18 protein-coding genes are annotated in these 18,564 nt (G+C 61.6%); 3 read left to right on the forward strand and 15 right to left on the reverse strand.

Translation table 11 applies throughout. The annotated features are described in order from the left end of the window. Positions 1-69: 69 nt before the first annotated feature. Genes CLM71_RS16665 through CLM71_RS16680 form a run of 4 tightly spaced genes read right to left on the reverse strand, consistent with a single transcriptional unit; the run spans position 70 to position 3,738 of the window. The gene (locus CLM71_RS16665) at positions 70-570 is read right to left on the reverse strand and encodes a protein disulfide oxidoreductase (protein WP_105231973.1); all 501 of its coding nucleotides are present in this window, start codon (positions 568-570) and stop codon (positions 70-72) included. Next, a complete protein-coding gene (locus tag CLM71_RS16670; RefSeq protein ID WP_105231974.1) occupies positions 563-1,279 on the reverse strand; it encodes a DsbA family protein in 717 nt (238 codons plus the stop codon). Before CLM71_RS16670 ends, CLM71_RS16665 begins: the two co-directional genes overlap by 8 nt. Further along, entirely contained in the window at positions 1,276-3,324 is a 2,049-nt protein-coding gene (locus CLM71_RS16675) for a protein-disulfide reductase DsbD (protein ID WP_105231975.1), read from the reverse strand. The genes CLM71_RS16670 and CLM71_RS16675 overlap by 4 nt, the downstream gene beginning before the upstream one ends. Positions 3,325-3,372: 48 nt before the next feature. Then, positions 3,373-3,738 carry a copper resistance protein gene (locus CLM71_RS16680; protein WP_105231976.1) on the reverse strand — a complete coding sequence of 122 codons (366 nt, stop codon included), beginning with the start codon at positions 3,736-3,738 and terminating at the stop codon, positions 3,373-3,375. 191 nt (positions 3,739-3,929) lie between these two features. Between CLM71_RS16680 and flk the strand changes: the two genes are divergently transcribed. Continuing rightward, positions 3,930-4,952: a flagella biosynthesis regulator Flk gene (gene flk, locus CLM71_RS16685; RefSeq protein WP_105231977.1), complete on the forward strand. Its 1,023-nt coding sequence runs from the start codon at positions 3,930-3,932 to the stop codon at positions 4,950-4,952. Positions 4,953-5,026: 74 nt separating this feature from the next. Further along, positions 5,027-6,058 (forward strand): FAD:protein FMN transferase ApbE, encoded by a 1,032-nt coding sequence (gene apbE / locus CLM71_RS16690; protein ID WP_105231978.1) that lies wholly within the window; start codon positions 5,027-5,029, stop codon positions 6,056-6,058. Positions 6,059-6,123: 65 nt separating this feature from the next. Here apbE and CLM71_RS16695 read toward each other — a convergent pair whose 3' ends face one another. From CLM71_RS16695 to fabB, 9 genes are all read right to left on the reverse strand, one after another. Beyond that, positions 6,124-6,531, reverse strand: a complete 408-nt coding sequence (locus tag CLM71_RS16695; protein WP_234008592.1) for a hypothetical protein — start codon at positions 6,529-6,531, stop codon at positions 6,124-6,126. Positions 6,532-6,745: 214 nt separating this feature from the next. Then, on the reverse strand, positions 6,746-7,024 hold the full coding sequence (locus CLM71_RS16700; protein WP_234008593.1) for a hypothetical protein: 279 nt from the start codon (positions 7,022-7,024) through the stop codon (positions 6,746-6,748). Positions 7,025-7,160: 136 nt separating this feature from the next. Beyond that, positions 7,161-7,355, reverse strand: a complete 195-nt coding sequence (locus CLM71_RS16705; RefSeq protein WP_105231980.1) for a hypothetical protein — start codon at positions 7,353-7,355, stop codon at positions 7,161-7,163. A 54-nt stretch (positions 7,356-7,409) separates the two neighbouring features. Then, positions 7,410-10,544, reverse strand: a complete 3,135-nt coding sequence (locus CLM71_RS16710) for an efflux RND transporter permease subunit (protein ID WP_105231981.1) — start codon at positions 10,542-10,544, stop codon at positions 7,410-7,412. Then, positions 10,541-11,872: an efflux RND transporter periplasmic adaptor subunit gene (locus CLM71_RS16715; protein ID WP_105231982.1), complete on the reverse strand. Its 1,332-nt coding sequence runs from the start codon at positions 11,870-11,872 to the stop codon at positions 10,541-10,543. Before CLM71_RS16715 ends, CLM71_RS16710 begins: the two co-directional genes overlap by 4 nt. Next, positions 11,872-13,128, reverse strand: a complete 1,257-nt coding sequence (locus CLM71_RS16720) for a TolC family protein (RefSeq protein WP_105231983.1) — start codon at positions 13,126-13,128, stop codon at positions 11,872-11,874. Before CLM71_RS16720 ends, CLM71_RS16715 begins: the two co-directional genes overlap by 1 nt. Before the next feature lie 8 nt (positions 13,129-13,136). After that, positions 13,137-13,466, reverse strand: coding sequence for a copper-binding protein (locus tag CLM71_RS16725; protein ID WP_105231984.1), 330 nt, complete (start codon positions 13,464-13,466; stop codon positions 13,137-13,139). Between the two features lie 69 nt (positions 13,467-13,535). Then, positions 13,536-13,958, reverse strand: coding sequence for a hypothetical protein (locus CLM71_RS16730; protein WP_105231985.1), 423 nt, complete (start codon positions 13,956-13,958; stop codon positions 13,536-13,538). Positions 13,959-14,173: 215 nt separating this feature from the next. Then, a complete protein-coding gene (gene fabB / locus CLM71_RS16735) occupies positions 14,174-15,394 on the reverse strand; it encodes a beta-ketoacyl-ACP synthase I (protein WP_105231986.1) in 1,221 nt (406 codons plus the stop codon). A 171-nt stretch (positions 15,395-15,565) separates the two neighbouring features. Between fabB and mnmC the strand changes: the two genes are divergently transcribed. After that, positions 15,566-17,587, forward strand: coding sequence for a bifunctional tRNA (5-methylaminomethyl-2-thiouridine)(34)-methyltransferase MnmD/FAD-dependent 5-carboxymethylaminomethyl-2-thiouridine(34) oxidoreductase MnmC (mnmC, locus tag CLM71_RS16740; RefSeq protein WP_105231987.1), 2,022 nt, complete (start codon positions 15,566-15,568; stop codon positions 17,585-17,587). 58 nt (positions 17,588-17,645) lie between these two features. On the opposite strand, the gene CLM71_RS16745 is transcribed toward mnmC, so the two are convergent. Both CLM71_RS16745 and CLM71_RS16750 read right to left on the reverse strand, forming a co-directional pair. Then, positions 17,646-17,927, reverse strand: coding sequence for a YfcL family protein (locus CLM71_RS16745; protein WP_105231988.1), 282 nt, complete (start codon positions 17,925-17,927; stop codon positions 17,646-17,648). A 60-nt stretch (positions 17,928-17,987) separates the two neighbouring features. After that, a complete protein-coding gene (locus CLM71_RS16750) occupies positions 17,988-18,536 on the reverse strand; it encodes an elongation factor P hydroxylase (RefSeq protein ID WP_105231989.1) in 549 nt (182 codons plus the stop codon). Between the last annotated feature and the right edge of the window lie 28 nt (positions 18,537-18,564).

Below are 18,564 nucleotides of genomic sequence, written 5' to 3' on the forward strand. Positions count from 1 at the left end.
GTGAATTACCACACAAACTTCTTTACGTGTGTTTTTACATCACCGGTCTCCCTCCCCTGACATACTCTGCTACCAGGCCGCCCACCACAGGCGCAGCTTCATGCCCCAGTAGCTGGTCCAGCCGGTGGTGCTCTGCACCACCTCGCCCTTATCGATGATGACGAAGGTGGGCGTAACGCCCACCTGCCAGCGCGCCGCCAGCTCGCCGGCGGGATCGTTAACCACCGGCAGACTCAGCCGCTTGGCGGCCAGCCAGGCCGCCACCTGCTGGTCATCGCCGGAGCGCAGCGCCACGCTCAGCACGTTGCCGCCCTGCTGCGCCAGCTTGGCGACGCTGGGGGTGGAGTAACGGCAGACACCGCACCAGCTGGCCCAGAAGTAGACCAGCAGCGGCCGCTCCTGACTCAGTTGCGCCAGCGAGAGCGACGCGCCGTCCAGAGTGGTCAGCAGCTGGGTGTCGAACGCCGGCGGCGCCTGCGGTGCGCGCCACAGATCCATGGCGAACAGAATCCCCGCCAACATCAGCAACAGCAGCGCGATTTCACGCCCCCAGCGTTTCAGCCTAGCCACGGTCGGCCTGCGCCAGCTGCTGCTTCACCAGCGACTCCAGCTGTTCGTAGGACACCGCCCCCGGCAGCATCTGATCGCCAATCAGCGTCGCCGGCGTGCCCTGCACGCCCAGCTGTTCCGCCAGCTGCATATTGGTGCGCAGCGTGCTCATGCTCTGCTCGCTCGGCGTTACCGCCTTCACGCCGGTTTTCTGCTGCGCCGCAGCGATGCTGGCGTCATCATGGAAGCCCTTTTTCGCCATCAGCCGCTGATGCAGCGCCCAGAACTGCTGCGGGTTTTGCTGCCAGGTGGTCAGCGCGATGCGCGCCGAACTGACCGAGCTTTCGCCTTTAAACGGCAGCAGTTTCACCACCAGCGCCACGTCCGGGTATTTCTTGACGATTTTTTCCAGCATCGGATCGAACTGCTTGCAGTACGGACAGTTGTAATCGGTAAAGGTCACCATCGTCAGCTTGGCGTCCTTCGCCCCCAGCCGCGGGCTGGCCGGATCCTGATACAGGGTTTTCGCCTGCTGCTTGATCACCTGGCTGACCTGTTGATCGGAGGTTTGCTGCTGCCAGGCGTCAACCGCCTGCGCCAGAATATCCGGGTTGGACACCAGCGTTTCACGGATCATCTCCTTCACGCGCGCCTCCTGTTCCGGGGTAAAAGGGGCAGCGGCCCACACGGGGGATACCATCATCAGTAAAATAATCAGTAACTTCTTCATTGTTCAGTTCCTTTAGCGGCGGACAGGGTTTGCAGAACGGCATCGCGGGTCAATAACGGTGATAACACCACGCCGTTCGGGCTGTCGGGGCCATAAATCTGGTTGAAAGGGACGCCGACGCTACCGCGGCGTTGCAGAAACGCGCTAATCTCGGCCGAAGGCCGGCTCCAGTCGCCGCGCAGCGCCACCACGTCATCGGCCATCAGCGCCTGCTGTACATCGTCACGCATCAATACGTTGAATTTATTGGCTTTACAGGTGACACACCAGTCGGCGGTCACATCGACGAACACTCGCTTGTTCTGGGCCAGCGCCTGGGTGATGGCCTGCTCGCTCAGCGGCTGCCACGTCACCCGGTCCTGCAGCGGCTGCCGCCACAGGTTCGCCGTCAGCGACAGCGTAAGCAGCGTCAGGCCGGTGACCACCAGCAGGCTGGCGCCGGCGATGCCCGCCGACCGCGCACCGTAACGCCGCCAGACCGCCAGCAGCAGCCCCAGCAGCAGCGCACCGCCGACCACCAGCGTCGCCTGAACGCCGATATGGTTGGTCATCAGACTCAGCAGCCACAGCGACGACGCCAGCATCAGCAACCCCAGCACCAGACGCAGCACGTTCATCCAGCGCCCGGGACGCGGCAGGCGCAGCGCCAATGCCGGCCAGGCGGCAATCAGCAGCCACGGCAGGCTCATGCCGATGCCCAGCGCCAGGAACATGCCCCACAGCACCGGCAGCGGCGCGGCCAGCGCAAAGGCCACCGCGGTGCCGAGGAACGGCGCCGTACACGGCGTCGCCAGCAAGGTAGCGAACGCCCCCTGCCAGAAGTGGCCACTCATCCCCTGGCCGCCGTGGGTCGCCAGGCGGGTGCTGAGTCCGGAAGAGAGCTGCAGATGGAACAGTCCGAACAGGTTGGCGCTGAACAGCAGCGTCACCAGCACCATAAAGCCGATGAACCACGGGTTCTGGAACTGGATGCCCCAACCCAGCGCCTGATTGCTCAGCCGTAAAGCGGTCATCAGCAACGCCAGCACCAGAAACGACGCTACAATCCCGGCGCTGGAGGCAAGGAACTGCTTGCGCACGCTGCGCCGATCGCGCTGTTCCACCTGCAGGATAGAACCCAGTTTCATCCCCAGCACCGGCAGCACGCACGGCATCAGGTTCAGAATCAAACCGCCGGCCAGCGCCATCAGCACCGCCTGCCACAGCGTAACGCCGCCCGATGACGACATCGCCAGCGGTTCGCCGACGGTCAGCGTCGTCTGCTGCGCCATGCCGTCGTCGGTGATCACCAGCGTCAGCGTTTGTCCGCGCAGATCGGGGGCGGCGTCGCCCCAGCCGTCGCTGACCGGCACCCGCGCCTGCATCGTTGCGCCGCTGTGGCTGATGGTCGGCTTGCCGATATCCGCATCCGGCAAGGTGTCAAAAAACAGCGCGGGCTGACGCCAGTTTGCGCCGGCATTACGCTCGGCGCTGACTTGCAGCTCGCCGTTGCGGTAACCGACGCGCAGATTGTCGGTCAGGCCACTGTCAATCGGCACCTTGCCCATCGCCTGGGCAAAGTCATGGTTGAACTGCGCGTCATTGGCCGCCGACAGATCCAGATTGAACGCATAGTCGGTCAGGATGCAGACGTTGCTGCAGGTGGACAGCGTCAGGGTGCCGGCCAGACGCGCCGGCGCAGCCCCCTTAATCACAATCGGGATAGTGACGCCGTCGTGGTAGCCCTGCGTGGTGATGCCCGCCACGTCAAAACGCTGCGGCGCCGGCCAGAACCATGTGGCCGACGGCGGCGGATTGCCCTGCCACTTGATCGCCGGCGCGATGCCCCCTTCGCCGGGAGAGCGCCAGTAGGTTTTCCAGCCCTTCTGCAGCTCTACCGACAGCAGCAGGCGCGTTTCTCCGGCCTGGGAAGTATCGGCGCGCAGCCGCACCTTGGCATGATCGTTGGTCGGGCTTTGCAGCCAGCCGCTGTCCGCCGCCTGTAGCATCGGCAGCCATAGCAGCAGCAGCAGGCAGGCTAATGCCGACCTAAAGGTATTCAACATATTTTTCTCCGTAAATGAGTCAGTTATCGTCCAGGTTGGGCGAGGGTCTCATTCACGGAAAACGCATAATCGCAGGTGCACCCTGAGGGTGGGAGGGGAAACCGCACGCGGCGGCGGAATGCGCAGACGCGCGGCAATCACCGGGGCCAGCAGCGCCAACAGCAGACCCAGCCCCAGCAGTACGCTTTCAAAGATGACCGGCGGCGCGGCCAGCAGCGATTTGGCGCTCAGTTCGCACGGACTGGTGGCGGCAACGGCTTCACCGTTGTCGTCGGCCGCCGCCGCGCTGACCGCCGGAATACCCAGCGTCAGTTGCAGCGCGTGCAGGCTCGCCATACGCTGCGTCATGCAGGTCAGGACGACCAGGCAAGCCAGGCATAAAAACCATTTTGCAATCTGTTGCCGTTTGACCATGACATCCTCGCGAGCGTAATCCGCCTATCTTAGCGGCAGCGAGGCGATTGGCAACGTTTTACCTGTAAAGAAATGTCGTGCGAATGGTATTGATAAGGGGAATTTACAGGTATCATAGTCGCTATACGATTTATAGAACCTGCGCTTTTCGCCGGGTATGACTTCTTTCTGCACAGCGAAGGACTGGTGACATGCAACCTTTGAGCGGCCCCGGCGCCCACAACCTTTCCGATCGCCCCCCATCCGGGGAGAAAAACACCGCCTCCGATACGCAGCCGCTCTCTCCGGCGCAGCGCACCATGCTGGAAAAGCTGGTGGTGAAGATTATGGCGCTCAGCCCGGCCAAATCCGCCGAGATTTGGGCCAGCCTGCGCCACGATCTGGGCGCCACCGACGGCAGCGAACTGCGGGCGCGCCACTTTCAGCCGGCGGAGCAACTGCTGCAACAGCGTCTGAGCCAGGCGCAGCAGAATCACGCCAGCCGCCAGCTGTTGCAACAGCTGACCGAGCTGCTGCCGCAGGGGAATAACCGCCAGGCGGTCAGTGATTTTATCCGCCAGCAGTTCGGCCATACCGTGCTGAGCCAGCTCAGCCACCAGCAGTTACAGCAGGTGTTGAGCCAGCTGCAGAGCGGCAGCCTGACCATTCCGCATCCGCAGCAGAGCGCCGTCAGCGACCGTCCTTTACTGCCGGCCGAACACCAGAACCTGCAGCAGCAGGTGACGCGCCTGAGCGCCGCCACCGGCGAATCGCCGGCTAAAATCTGGCAGAGCCTGTTTAATCTGGTCGGGGTAAAAACCAACGACCCGCTGCCGGCGCGCCATTTCCAGCTGTTAAGCCAGTATCTGCAGGTGAAAACGGCGCTGAGCGCGCAGCACGCGCCAACGCTGAATAACCTGCTGACGGTGCTCAAACAGCCGGCGGACCGGCAAGAGCAGCAGCTGCTGCTGGATTACTGCCAGACGCGCTTCCACTGCGCGGCCAACACCCCGCTGACCCAGGCGCAGATCAACGAGGCGGTGACGCAGCTGTTCGCCCGCCGGTTGGAAAAGGCCGGCGTCACGCCGACGATTCATAACGAGACGCCGCAGCCGCAGCTCAATCCGCTGATCGCCAACGTGGCGCTGCCGCTGCAGGCCGCTCTCGGCAAGCGGGGCTGGGCTCTGGTCGCACTGGTGCTGGTGCTGGCGATCGTGCTGATGCTGGTATTGTAATGAGTCGTTCCGTTATTAGTTTCGGCACCTTGTTCTATTTATAGCGCCTTTATTTTGTCTTCAAGGATCCCGCCATGGCCCACTCTTTCGCCAGAAGCCTGTTGCTCGGCGTCGCGCTTACGCTGCTCGCCGCCTGTGATAACGCCGCCACCCGCCCGCAGATGGATATCGCCGGTAAAACCATGGGGACGTTTTACAGCGTCAAGATCAGCGGCGAGGTCGCGGAAAACCGCCAGCAGCTGCAGCAGGAGATCGACGCGCTGCTGGAACAGGCCAATGACGATATCTCCACTTACCGCGCCGATTCGGTGCTGTCGCGCTTTAACCGTTCACACAGCAGCGCGCCGCAGCCGATCCCGCGCGGCATGGCGGATATTATCCTTACCGCCCAGCGCATCGGCCGTGATACCCATGACGCGATGAACATCACCGTCGGCCCGCTGGTGAACCTGTGGGGCTTCGGCCCGGACAAACGTCCGGTAACCATTCCCAGCCAGCAGCAGATTGACGCCGCCAAACGCAACGTCGGCCTGCAGCACCTGACGCTGACCAGCAATGCGCAGGGCGAATGGCTGCAAAAGGATCTGCCGGGGCTGTATGTCGATCTGTCAACGCTGGGTGAAGGCTACGGCGCGGATCTGCTGGCGCAGCTGATGGCGCGCAAAGGTATCACCAACTACCTGGTGTCGGTAGGCGGCGCGGTGCGATCGCGCGGCGTTAACGGTCAGGGCAAACCATGGCGCGTGGCAATCCAGAAACCGACCGACCGAGAAAATGCGGTGCAGGCGCTGGTAGATCTGCAGGGCTACGGCATCAGCACCGCCGGCAGCTATCGCAACTATTTTGAGCAAAACGGCCAGCGCTATTCGCATATTATCGACCCCAATACCGGCCGGCCGATTAACCACCGCCTGGTTTCGGTAACGGTGATCGCCCCCACCGCACTGGAAGCCGACGGCTGGGACTCCGGCCTGATGGTGCTGGGCAGTGAAAAAGCCATGAAGCTGGCGGAAGAGCAAGGGCTGGCGGTGTATATGATCAGCAAAACCGACAGCGGCTTCAGCGCGCAGATGACGCCGCAGTTTAAGGCGTTTCTGCTGCAGTAGCATCACATAGCAAATGACTGGCGATCCGTATGGGCCATTGCCAGTCATTTGCACTGATACACTGATTAATCAATAGGGTAGTTACCAAACGCTCTGCCAATGGCTACAAGCACCCCACCGCTTGCGAAGATGGTCGACCAGATAATATGCATCCGATAATACACCGTGATCCATCCCGTCAGCTCGCGGGGAAGGGATTGCAGAAATGTATACGCCTCCGATGGTACAAAGGTATCTTTTCCTGTTTTTATCTTTTTATTTTTCAATAAATTTTTGAAAAAAACGGTTGGAAAGTAGCTACCGAGATAACCAAAATATACAGCGAGTTGATTGAAATCATTCATGTACAACCCCTCGTTTGCGTATAGAGTGACGATACGCTCATACTTTTTACGGTTTATCCCAAAAAAAATCATGGTGAGAAAACCAATAAAAGCGCCCAGAAAAAAAAGTATCGCTCCAAGATCCATCATCGCAGAAATCATTAGTTACCTATTATTTTATAAATACGTTCACCACTCCACTCACCTAATGCCCCCCCTATGGCACCACCGGTCAGACTGCCCGAAGAGACGTCAATAATCACACAGGCAACCATAACTCCCGGCCACCATCAAAAACGCCTCCTCCAGCACGACCAATAATGAGCCATACCTCTCAACGTGAAAGAGAGTATTCGCTTTTGCATTAATCAATTGGGTATCCCACGAATACTTTGACAATCCCCAACATGGTGCAACCTATCAAAAATAGGGTCGACCAGATGATATGCATTCGATGATATACCGTAATCCACCCCGTTAATTCGCGGGGAAGATATTGCAGGAATGTATACGCGTCCGATGGCACAAAGGTATCCTTTCCTGTTTTTATCTTTTTGTTTTTTAAAAGTTTATTGAAAAAATCCGTTGGGAAATAGCTGCCAAAATAGCCAAAATATACAGCGAGTTGATTGAAGTCATTCATGTATAAACCCTCCCTTTCATATAGGGAGACAATGCGCTTATATTTTTACGGTTTATCCCAAAAAAAATCATGGTGAGAAAGCCGATAAAAATAGCCAGAAAAGAGAGTATTGTGCCGACATCCAGTAAAATCGAAATCATTCATTACCTATTATTTTATAAAGATTTTCACCGGCCATCCCACCGAATGAACCTGCCACTGCACCACCTGCCAAACTACCCGCAGAAGCACCGATGATCGCACAGGCGAGCCCCGCGCTACCGGCCATCGGTGCACTTATGATACCCAGAGCAACGCAGACGCCACCCACGGTCGGTAATTCTGCCAGCATATTACCGACCGCGCCGAGGAATAAAAATACCGATTCGCCTAATTAATCAACGTGTTATTCCCCGGACGGCTCCGCCGATTTATGCATCAGCAGATAGACCGCCGGGATCACCAGCATCGATAAAATCGGTGCGCTGATCATGCCGCCAATCATCGGCGCGGCGATGCGCTGCATCACCTCGGAACCGGCACCGTCACTCCACATAATCGGCAATAGCCCGGCCATAATGGTCGCCACCGTCATCACCTTCGGCCGGACGCGCAGCACCGCCCCTTCGCTGATGGCCGCCAGCAGCTGCTGACGGGTCATCGGCCGGCCGCTCTGCCGCTGCTTGTGCAGCGCCTGATTCAGATACAGCACCATGATCACGCCGAACTCCGCCGCCACCCCGGCCAGGGCGATAAAGCCCACCGCGCCGGCCACCGACAGGTTGTAGTCCAGCAGATACAGCAGCCAGACGCCGCCGATCAGGGCAAACGGCAGCGTCGCCATAATCAGCAGCGCGTCGCGCACGCTGTTGAAAGTGACGAACAGCAGCACAAAAATAATCCCCAGGGTGACCGGTAGCACGACCTTCAGCTGGGCGCTGGCGCGTTCCAGATACTCGAACTGCCCGGACCAGCTCAGCGAAATGCCGGACGGCAGCCTGACCTGCTGCGCCACCGCGTGCTGCATCTCTTCCACCGCCGACTTCAGATCCCGCCCGCGCAGATCGACATAGATCCATTCGGACAACCGGGCGTTCTCGCTTTTCAGCATCGGCGGTCCGTCGCTGACGCGAATATCCGCCAGCGCCGACAGCGGCAGCTGACTGCCGTTCGCCGTCACCACCGGCAGATCGCGCAGCCCCTGCAGTGAGTCGCGGATCTCGCGCGGATAGCGCACGTTGATCGGATAGCGCGCCCGCCCTTCAATGGTTTCGCCGACGTTTTCGCCGCCGACTAAAGAGGCCACCATTGATTGCAGCTCGGTCACCGACACGCCATAGCGGGCAGCGCGCTGACGATCGATATCAATATCAACATAGCGCCCGCCGCTGAGCCGCTCCGCCAGCGCCGAGGAGACGCCCGGCACCTGCCGCACCACCTGCTCAATCTGCCCGGCGACGCGTTCGATATCCGCGCGGTTGCTGCCGTTAACCTTGATCCCCACCGGGCTTTTAATCCCGGTAGACAGCATATCCAGCCGGTTGCGAATCGGCGGCACCCAGACGTTGGCAATGCCCGGCACCTTGACCGCCTCGTCCAGCTCCGCCACCAGCTTGTCCATGGTGATGCCTGGCCGCCACTGGTCGCGCGGTTTAAAACGGATGGTGGTTTCCAGCATGGTGAGCGGCGCCGGGTCGGTGGCGGTTTCCGCCCGCCCGACCTTGCCGAAGACCGTCTCCACCTCCGGCACCGTTTTAATCAGCCGGTCGGTCAGCTGCAGCAGACGCCCCGCTTCACGCACCGAAATCCCCGGCAGGGTCGAAGGCATATACAGCAGATCCCCTTCGTCGAGCGGCGGCATAAATTCGCTGCCCAGCCGGCTGAGCGGGTACAGCGTCAGCGCCAGCAGCAGCGCGGAAAGGCCCAGCGTGAGGCGCGGCCGCGCCAGCACCGCCGCCAGCAAAGGCTGGTACAAGCGAATCAGCCAGCGGTTGATCGGGTTGGCCTGCTCATCAGGAATACGTCCGCGGATAAAGTAGCCCATCAGCACCGGCACCAGCGTAATGCCCAGCCCGGCCGCCACCGCCATCGCGTAGGTTTTGGTGAAGGCCAGCGGCGCGAACATCTTGCCCTCCTGCGCCTGCAGCGTGAACACCGGAATAAACGACAGCGTGATGATCAATAAGCTGCCGAACAGCGCCGGCCCGACCTCAACCGCCGCCTGCTCGGCAATGCGCCAGTAGTCCTGCGCTTCCGGCTGCCGTTCAGGATGGCGCTGCCGCCACTGCTCCAGCACCTTATGCATGTTCTCGATCATCACGATCGCCGCGTCCACCATCGCGCCGATGGCGATGGCGATGCCGCCCAGCGACATAATGTTGGCGTTCACCCCCTGATAGTGCATCACCACAAACGCGCCGAGAATACCGAGCGGCAGGGTCACCATCGCCACCAGCGCTGAACGGAAGTGGAACAGGAACAGCGTGCACACCAGCGCCACCACCACGAACTCCTCCAGCAGCTTGAACGACAGGTTATCGATCGCCTGCTCGATCAGCTGTGAACGGTCGTAAACCGTGACGATCTCCACGCCCGGCGGCAGCGTCTGCCGCAGCTGCTGCAGCTTGTCTTTCAGCGCGTTGATGGTTTCCAGCGCGTTCTGGCCGTAGCGCATCACCACAATACCGCCGGCCACTTCCCCTTCGCCGTTCAGCTCCGCCACGCCGCGGCGGATTTCCGGCCCTTCGCGCAGCGTCGCCACCTGGGACAGCAGGATCGGCACGCCGTCGCGCACCGCTATCACCACATTGGCGAAATCCGCCGTCGTTTTCAGATAGCCGGCGCTGCGCACCATATACTCCGCTTCCCCCATTTCCAGCAGCGCACCGCCGCCTTCCTGATTCGCCTCCTGCAGCGCCTTGACCACCTGCTGGTGGGAGACGTTAAGCGCCCGCAGGCTTTCTGGGTTGAGCACCACCTGATACTGGCGCACCATGCCGCCCACGCTGGCCACTTCGGCGACGTTGGGCACGGTTTTCAGCTCGAATTTCAGCGTCCAGTCCTGCAGCGCACGCAGATCCGCCAGGCTGTGACGGCCGCTCCTGTCCACCAGCGCATACTCATACACCCAGCCGACGCCGGTGGCGTCCGGCCCGAGCGCCACCTTCACCTGCGACGGCAGCGCGGACTGCACCTGGCTGAGCGACTCCAGCACGCGCGAGCGCGCCCAGTACAGATCGGTGCCGTCCTCAAACAGGATGTAGACATAGGCATCGCCGAACATGGAGAACCCGCGCACGGTTTTCGCGCCGGGTACCGTCAGCATGGTGGTGGTCAGCGGATAGGTCACCTGGTCCTCCACCACCTGCGGCGCTTTGCCCGGATAGCTGGCGCGTACGATCACCTGCACGTCGGACAGATCCGGCAGCGCGTCCAGCGGCGCTTTCTGCAACGCCCAGACGCCCCAGCCGGCCAGCATCGCCGCCGCCAGCAGCACCAGCAGCCGGTTGCGCAGCGACCAGCGAATGATTGCGGCGATCATTGGTGACCTCCGTGTGCATGATGATCCGCATGTTCGCCATGCGCTTGCGGCGTCGAATGTTCCCCGTGCGCCATCGCGGCCGCAGGCGGCTGATGTGCCCCGCGATCGTGAGGCTCAGGTTCAGCCGTCAGCTGCGGCAGCGCACTGCGCAGGCTGGCTTCGGAATCGATCAGGAACTGTCCGGCGGTCACCACCCGTTGTCCGGCCTTCAGCCCGCGCGTAATCTCCACCCAACCGCCCTCCTGCCGGCCCGTTTCCACCTCGACCGGTATAAAGTAGCCGTCGCCTTCGCTCACCAGCACCCGGTTACGATCGCCGCTCATGATCAACGCCTCCAGCGGAATTGCCGGCACCGGCCGCCCCGCCGCCGGCTGGCTGAGGCGCACCTGCAGGTACATGCCCGGTTTCAGCCGCTGCTGCGGGTTTTGCAGCTGCACCCGCGCCTTAAAGGTGCGCGTCAGCGGATCGACATTCGGCAGCAGTTCATCGATCGTGCCGCTGAAACGTTCGCCCGGCCAACTGGCGCTGCCGGCGCTGACCGCATCGCCGACCTGCACCACCCCGGCCTGCGCCTGCGGATAGTCAATCACCATCCATACCCGGTCGAGCGTCGCCAGTTCAAACAGCCCCTGCGCGGCGCTGACCTGCGCGCCCTCACGCACATCCAGACTGTTGATAAAGCCGCTGGCGGGCGCCGTGACGGTAATGCGCGTTTGCGGCCGGCCGCTGCGCTCCACCTCGCGTATCACCGACTCCGGCATAAACTGCAGCTGCAGGCGCTGACGCGCCGCAGCGCTCAGCGCGCTGTCCCCCAGACGTCGCACCGCCAGATACTCCTGCTGCGCCGCATGCCACGCCGGGATCCACAACTGCGCCAGCGCCTGGCCTTTTTTCACCTGCTGCTGGCTGGCGCGCACCCACAGCTTCTCCACCAGACCGCTGGCGCGCGCGGCGATCACCTGCACGCCGCGCTCATCAATCGCCACGCTGCCGTACGCCTCCAGCTGCGGCGCCAGCGGGCGCAGCTCCACCGCTGCGGTGCGCACGCCAAGGTTTTGCTGCTGGCGGGCGCTGATGGTCACCCCGCCCTGCTCCTCAACCTCATCGGCATAGCGCGGCACCAGATCCATATCCATAAACGGTGAAGGCCCCGGCTTGTCAAAGCGCTGCCCCGGCACCATCGGGTCATACCAATACAGCACCTGACGCTCAGCCGCCGGCGTCGCGCTCCCCGTCGGCGCTGATGATGGCGGCGTCGCCAGCCAGTAACCGGCCCCGGCGCCTGCCGCCAGCGCCGCCAATAACGCAAGGTTAAAACGCATTTTCATCAGAGGATCTCCTGCGGGATCAGGTAACGGATGGCGGCCCACAGCTGCGCCAGCTGACGGGCGGCCTGGCCGGCGTTCAGCCGGGCATCCAGCAACGCGCGACGCGCCGACAGCACAGCGGAAAGGTTGCTGTTGCCGCTGCGGTACTGCGCCAGCAGCAGATCGAGACGCTGCTGCTGCAGTGGAATCGCCTGCTGCTGCTGACGCTGCCACTGCGCCTGCGCCGCCTGATACTGAGCTAACAGAGTGTCCAGTTGCGCCCGATGGTCGCGGATCAGCAAGGTCAGCTGGTCGTTGGCCTCCAGGGTGCGCGACACGTCGGCGGCATAGTTTTTATCCTGCCGCTGAGCTTTAAACAGCGGCAGGTCGACGCTCAGCATGACGCCGGCCATATCTTCATAGCCGTCGGCGCGGCGCGCGTAATACACCTCCACGCCAACGTCGGGAATGGCGGCAATCGCCGACTGGGCGGAGCGCGCCTTGGCCACATCGGCTTCGCGGCCGGCCTGCACCACGTCCGGATGCTGGCGTATCGCCTGGCGCAGCACGTCACCGTCGGCCGGCAAACGCTCAAAGCGCGGCAGCTTACCGACAACCTGCTCGATCTGTTGCCCGGTCAGCTGCGTCAGCCTGGCCTGCGCCACCGTCACGTCGCGCTCGGCGGTGCTGATTTGGTCCTGCATCGCCAGCAGGGTCAGACGTGCGTCCACCACCTCGCTGGCCGACGAACTGCCGCTGGCCACGCCGGCGCGCTGCGCGCTAATCTGGCGCTCGCTCTCCGCAACCAACGCCCTGGCGTCACGCAGGGTCTGCTGGCTGAGCGCCAGCTCCAGCCAGGCCTGTGCGGTCTGCTGCTGCAAACGCGCGCGGATCGCCGCGCTGTTGGCCGAGGTTTTTTCCGCCTCGGCCCGCAGCGTATCGGCTTTTCGCTGACGCTTATTGCCGCTGACGTAGTCCTGCATGATGCCGATACGTCCCATCGTCATGCCGTCGCGCGTCAGGCGATGGCCGTTGCCGCCCTGTACCGGTATGTTCTCAATCCCCAGCTTCAGTTTGGGATCGGGCAACTGCAGCGCGGAATCCGCCATATTGCGCAGTGCGGAAACCTGATGGCGGTTGGCGGACAGCTCGGCGGAGTAACGCTCCGCCGCCGACAGCGATTGTTCCAGCGTCAGGCCGGCCGCCTGCGCGCTCGCCGAACAGCAGACAAGCAGCAGCCAGCCCACCCGTGCCGGGTGAGAAAATAAGTTGGACATACCGCTCCTTACTGCTGGCTGGCGCTGAGGGTAATCAGCTGGTAGCCGCCATCAACCTGGCGGAAACTGAATTCAATCGGCGTATCTGCGGGCAACTCCGCCAACGGCGGCTGCGGCTGCAGGAAGTTCATGGTCATCGGCGGCCAGCCGAGGGATTCAATAGCCGGGTGGGCGATCGACACCTTGTGCGGATTCCAGGCTTTCAACACGCCCTGAGTGTGGGTGACCGCCGCACCGTGTTCGGCGGCAGCATGGTGGGAGGTCGTCGGCTCTTCGGCCTGCACGACGGGGGATAACAACGGAAGAGAAAAAACGGCAACGCTCAATAAATTACGCATGACAATAGCTCCATAAAATAGTTAACCAACACGATATGCCGTCCGGGAGACGGTAAAGCGCGGGGTTGGCTATTCACGGAACCGACAGAATACAACCTCTGTCGGCGGCCCTGCTATCGGCGGCGTTTGCCAGTGGATAAGAGAAATCCGCGCGGTGGTTCGCGGTATGGCGAGCAACACGCTGAGGCTGACCAGCAAGATCGCCAGCGAGGGGCTGGCATGATCCTGCTGCGCGTTATCCGGCACGCAGTGTTTTTCACACAGCGCACCGGCGCCCGTATGGCTGTCCATGCCCGGCGTCGCCTGCTGCAGATGCGACATATGCTGTGCGGCGGCCGCTCTGCCGTCAGGCTGCAAATCGCAGCCGTGACCGGCAAGCGCCAGCTGGCCGTTAAGCAGCAGCCAGGCCAGCAGCAACAGCCATGCGCCGCTACGCTTGCTAACGAAGCGCAGACGATGCATAAACTGTGAAAGGACGGCCTGAACGGACATTTATTCTTCCTGAAAATATGTCACCAAGAGTATTGCGGAACGGCGAATGCCCTTCACCTCCGTGACAAGGTGAGGCCAATCATGACGGAGAGGGGATAAAATTCTTTGATTTCAGTCAATGGCGGGGAGGCATTCAGCAATTAGCGCGCAAAAAAAATGGGTTCGGTAAACCGAACCCATTGTTAATACTGAATCTATCCAGTTGATGAATAAACTTACTTCTGCAGTTTACGCATCACCAGCGTGGCGTTGGTGCCGCCGAAACCGAAGCTGTTGGACATCACGGTGTTCAGTGCGCGCGTGGTCGGCTGGGTAACGATATCCATCCCCGCCGCCTTCTCGTCCAGATTGTCGATGTTGATGCTCGGGGCGATAAAGCCGTGTTCCAGCATCAGCAGGCTGTAGATAGCTTCCTGCACGCCGGCGGCGCCCAGCGAGTGGCCGGTCATCGCTTTGGTGGAGGAGATAGCCGGCGTGGTGTCGCCGAACACTTCGCGGATCGCACCCAGCTCTTTCACATCGCCAACCGGCGTCGAGGTGCCGTGCACGTTGATGTAGTCGATCGGCGCATCCAGATCCTGCATCGCCATCTGCATGCAGCGCACCGCGCCTTCGCCGGATGGTGCGACCATATCCGCGCCGTCGGAGGTGGCGCCGTAGCCGACGATTTCGGCATAGATGTGAGCGCCGCGCGCCAGCGCGTGCTCCAACTCTTCTACCACCACCATACCGCCGCCGCCGGCGATAACGAAGCCGTCGCGATCGGCGTCATAGGTGCGGGAAGCTTTTTCCGGCGTTTCGTTATATTTGGTGGACAGTGCGCCCATCGCATCAAACTCGCAGGCCATTTCCCAGCACAGTTCTTCGCCGCCGCCGGCAAACACGATGTCCTGTTTGCCCAGCTGGATCTGCTCTACCGCATTACCGATACAGTGTGCGGAGGTGGCGCAGGCGGAGCTGATGGAGTAGTTAACGCCGTGGATTTTAAACGGTGTCGCCAGGCAGGCGGAAACGCCGGAGGCCATGGCTTTGGTGACCACGTAAGGGCCGACGGCTTTCAGGCCGCGCGGGCTGCGCATCGCATCGGCGCCGAACACCTGGAAGCGCGGAGAACCGCCGCCGGAACCGGCGATCAGGCCAACGCGCGGGTTATTCTGGTACTCTTCTTCCTTCAGGCCGGAAGAGTTAATCGCTTCCTGCATGGACAGGTACGCATAAATGGAAGCATCGCTCATAAAGCGTACAACTTTACGATCGATCAGGCCGGCAGTGTCCAGTTTAACATTGCCCCATACGTGACTACGCATGCCGGAATCTTTTAGCTCCTGAGAGAAAGTAATCCCAGAACGTCCTTCCTGCAGGCTCGCCAGGACCTCCTGTTGGTTATTACCAATGCTGGAGACAATACCCAGGCCAGTAATCACTGCACGTTTCATTCAATACCTCTTCCACAATTTTACATTCGGGATTTTGCCTCGCACTTTAGCGTACAGATGTACGCCGAACAAGTCCGATCAGCGTTTTTCAGCTTTATTCTTATCCAGTTTGCGCCGCAGCGCCAGCGCCGTTAAAATCGCGCTACCCCCTTGAATGACGAGCAACCAACCGTGAGCAACTCCCCCATCCAAACCGCAGCGCTATCCTGGAACGAACAGGGTACACCTGTTTCGAAACAGTTTGATGACGTCTATTTTTCCAATCAGGATGGGCTGGAAGAAACCCGCTACGTCTTTCTCGGCGGCAACCGGCTGCCGGCGCGCTTCGCCGAACACCCGCGCCCGCTGTTTATCGCGGCGGAAACCGGCTTCGGCACCGGGCTGAACTTTTTAACCCTGTGGCAGGCGTTTGAACGCCATCTGCAGGCGAACCCCACCGCCCCGCTGCAACGCCTGCACTTTATCAGCTTTGAAAAATTCCCGCTGCAGCCGGCGGATCTGGCGGCGGCGCACGCCCGCTGGCCGGAGCTGGCGCCGTACGCCGACCAACTGCGCGCCAGCTGGCCGCAGGCGCTGCCCGGCTGTCACCGCCTGCTGCTGGCGGAGGGGCGCATCACGCTCGACCTGTGGTTCGGCGACGTCAACGCGCTGCTGCCGCGCTTCGATCACAGCATCAATAATCAGGTTGACGCCTGGTTCCTCGACGGCTTCGCCCCGGCGAAAAATCCCGATATGTGGAGCGAACAGCTGTTCGCCGCCATGGCGCGCTTTGCCCGGCCGGGCGGCAGCTTCGCCACCTTTACCGCCGCCGGCTTTGTGCGTCGCGGCCTGCAGCAGGCGGGCTTTGCGGTAGAAAGAGTCAAAGGCTTCGGTCAGAAACGCGAAATGCTGGTCGGCACGCTGCCGGCGGACAGCGCGCCGACGCCCGACCCCGCACCCTGGTTCCACCGTCCGCCCGCCGATGCGACACAGGATATCGCCCTGGTCGGCGGCGGTATCGCCAGCGCCCTCACCGCGCTGGCGCTGCTGCGGCGCGGCGCCAAGGTGACGCTGTACTGCGCGGACGATGAGCCGGCCGCCGGCGCTTCCGGCAACCGTCAGGGGGCGCTGTATCCGCTGCTCAACGGCCGCGGCGACGTGCTGGAGCGTTTTTTCAGCGCCGCCTTTCCCTTCGCCCGCCGTCTGTATGACGCGCTGGCCGACAGCGGCGTCGTCTTTGAGCATCAGTGGTGCGGCGTCAGCCAGCTGGCCTACGATGAAAAAAGCGCGGCGAAAATCGACAATATGCTGGGCACCGACTGGCCGCCGGCGTTTGCCTTCGCTGCCGATCGCGATACGCTCAGCCAGCTGTGCGGCGTCGACAGCGGCTTCGGCGGCATCAATTATCCGCAGGGCGGCTGGCTCTGCCCGGCGGAACTGACGCGCGGCGCGCTGGAACTGGCGCAGCGCCAAGGGCTACGCTGCCATTACCGCCACCGGCTCAGTGCGCTGACGGCAGAGCAGGACGGCTGGCGGCTTGATTTCAGCCACGGCGACAGCCGCCGGCATGATGTGGTGCTGCTGGCCAACGGCCACCAGTTGGCGACGCTGCCCCAGTGCGCCGAACTGCCGATGTATGCGGTGCGCGGCCAGGTCTCCCATATTCCGACCGCACCGGCGCTGGGCCAACTGCGACAGGTATTGTGCTATAAAGGTTATCTGACGCCGGTCAGCCCGCAGCATCAGCAGCACTGCATCGGCGCCAGCTACCAGCGCGGCGTGACCGATACCGCCTACAGCGAGCAGGAACAACAGGAAAACCGCGCGCGGCTGCTGTGCTGCCTGCCGCAACAGGCGTGGACGCAGCAGGCGGACGTCAGCGACGGGCAGGCCCGCTGCGGCGTGCGCTGCGCCACACGCGATCATCTGCCGATGGCCGGCGCGCTGCCGGACTACCAGCAAACGCTGGCGTGCTACCAGAATCTGCCAAAACGGCGACAGCGCGGGGAAGAGATTGATAAGGCGCCGGGCTACCCGAACCTGTTTATACTCGGCGGGCTTGGTTCACGCGGGCTGTGTTCCGCACCGCTGACGGCGGAAATTTTGGCGGCGCAGTTGTTCGGCGAGCCGTTGCCGGCCGATGCCGAGGTGCTGGCGGCGCTTAATCCGAACCGGATGTGGGTAAGAAAACTGCTGAAGGGTCGCCCGCTGTAAACCGGGCAAGAGGCACGCCCCTTTCCCTGCGCGGCGAAAGGGGCGGCAAAGTGCAGAATCAGGCGGTAGGCAATGCGGCCTGGTACAAATTCTCCCACATCGCTTCTACCAGCACCTGATCCGGCGGCGACAGCTCGCCGGCGCGGATGGCGTTATGCAGGCTGTCTTCAACCCGCGCCTTCAGCTGTTCGGCGCTGTGTTCGCCCTGCTCTTCCGCTTCGGCTACCGCCAGCGTCAGATGACCGCGCAGATAGCCACCGGCAAACAGTTCATCATCACTGGCGTGGTCTACCATGTCATCAATCAGCGCCAAAACGCGCGCTTCAAATTCAGCGATCATCGCATGTCCTCATGTTCCCCTGCGGCATGTCGCCGGTCAGGAGCGGTGTTTAAAGTAAAATCAGTTCAGATCTTCCGGGTAAGGAAAATTCTCAGCCGTCAGCGGCGGCGTATTGTAAAACGATCGTAACGCCTGAATAAAGCGCGCCGGCCGTTCGGGAATGCCTTTTTCCAACAGCTCCAGCACCCGGGCGCGTACTTTTCGCTGGAAAGCGACGCGATCCGGCTCGCAGTCACCGTTCAGGTTGTCGCAGCTGACGTTAAACGGGAAGCCGGCGGCAACGCAGAACAACCACTCCAGCGCCTGTGGTTTGACTTCCACCGCCTCAAATTCGCTTTGCGTTTGCGCATCGCGGCCGTCCGGGCAGTACCAGTAGCCAAAATCGACCAGCTTGCGCCGCTCTGCGCCGGCAATGCACCAGTGGGAAATTTCATGCAGGCCGCTGGCGTAGAAACCATGGGCAAATACGATGCGGTGGTAAGGCAGTTCATCATCCGCCGGCAGATAAATCGGCTCGTCGTCGCCTTTAACCAGGCGCGTATTGTAATCGTCGCTGAAGCACTGATTAAAAATCTCAATCAGCTGGGGATACTGGTGCGTGTCTGACATAAAAAAACTCAAAGTAACCACAAAAACA

The sequence above is a fragment of the Serratia sp. MYb239 genome, from assembly GCF_002966855.1.
Classification (GTDB): Bacteria; Pseudomonadota; Gammaproteobacteria; order Enterobacterales; family Enterobacteriaceae; genus Serratia_B; species Serratia_B rhizosphaerae.

Excerpts from the sequence above, each read along its gene's own strand:
- CLM71_RS16670 (WP_105231974.1), bottom strand. The coding sequence starts at position 1,279 with ATGAAGAAGTTACTGATTATTTTACTGATGATGGTATCCCCCGTGTGG.
- CLM71_RS16675 (WP_105231975.1), bottom strand. The coding sequence starts at position 3,324 with ATGTTGAATACCTTTAGGTCGGCATTAGCCTGCCTGCTGCTGCTGCTA.
- CLM71_RS16680 (WP_105231976.1), bottom strand. The coding sequence starts at position 3,738 with ATGGTCAAACGGCAACAGATTGCAAAATGGTTTTTATGCCTGGCTTGC.
- flk (WP_105231977.1), top strand. The coding sequence starts at position 3,930 with ATGCAACCTTTGAGCGGCCCCGGCGCCCACAACCTTTCCGATCGCCCC.
- apbE (WP_105231978.1), top strand. The coding sequence starts at position 5,027 with ATGGCCCACTCTTTCGCCAGAAGCCTGTTGCTCGGCGTCGCGCTTACG.
- CLM71_RS16695 (WP_234008592.1), bottom strand. The coding sequence starts at position 6,531 with ATGATGGATCTTGGAGCGATACTTTTTTTTCTGGGCGCTTTTATTGGT.
- CLM71_RS16700 (WP_234008593.1), bottom strand. The coding sequence starts at position 7,024 with ATGAATGACTTCAATCAACTCGCTGTATATTTTGGCTATTTTGGCAGC.
- CLM71_RS16705 (WP_105231980.1), bottom strand. The coding sequence starts at position 7,355 with ATGCTGGCAGAATTACCGACCGTGGGTGGCGTCTGCGTTGCTCTGGGT.
- CLM71_RS16710 (WP_105231981.1), bottom strand. The coding sequence starts at position 10,544 with ATGATCGCCGCAATCATTCGCTGGTCGCTGCGCAACCGGCTGCTGGTG.
- CLM71_RS16715 (WP_105231982.1), bottom strand. The coding sequence starts at position 11,872 with ATGAAAATGCGTTTTAACCTTGCGTTATTGGCGGCGCTGGCGGCAGGC.
- CLM71_RS16720 (WP_105231983.1), bottom strand. The coding sequence starts at position 13,128 with ATGTCCAACTTATTTTCTCACCCGGCACGGGTGGGCTGGCTGCTGCTT.
- CLM71_RS16725 (WP_105231984.1), bottom strand. The coding sequence starts at position 13,466 with ATGCGTAATTTATTGAGCGTTGCCGTTTTTTCTCTTCCGTTGTTATCC.
- CLM71_RS16730 (WP_105231985.1), bottom strand. The coding sequence starts at position 13,958 with ATGTCCGTTCAGGCCGTCCTTTCACAGTTTATGCATCGTCTGCGCTTC.
- fabB (WP_105231986.1), bottom strand. The coding sequence starts at position 15,394 with ATGAAACGTGCAGTGATTACTGGCCTGGGTATTGTCTCCAGCATTGGT.
- CLM71_RS16745 (WP_105231988.1), bottom strand. The coding sequence starts at position 17,927 with ATGATCGCTGAATTTGAAGCGCGCGTTTTGGCGCTGATTGATGACATG.
- CLM71_RS16750 (WP_105231989.1), bottom strand. The coding sequence starts at position 18,536 with ATGTCAGACACGCACCAGTATCCCCAGCTGATTGAGATTTTTAATCAG.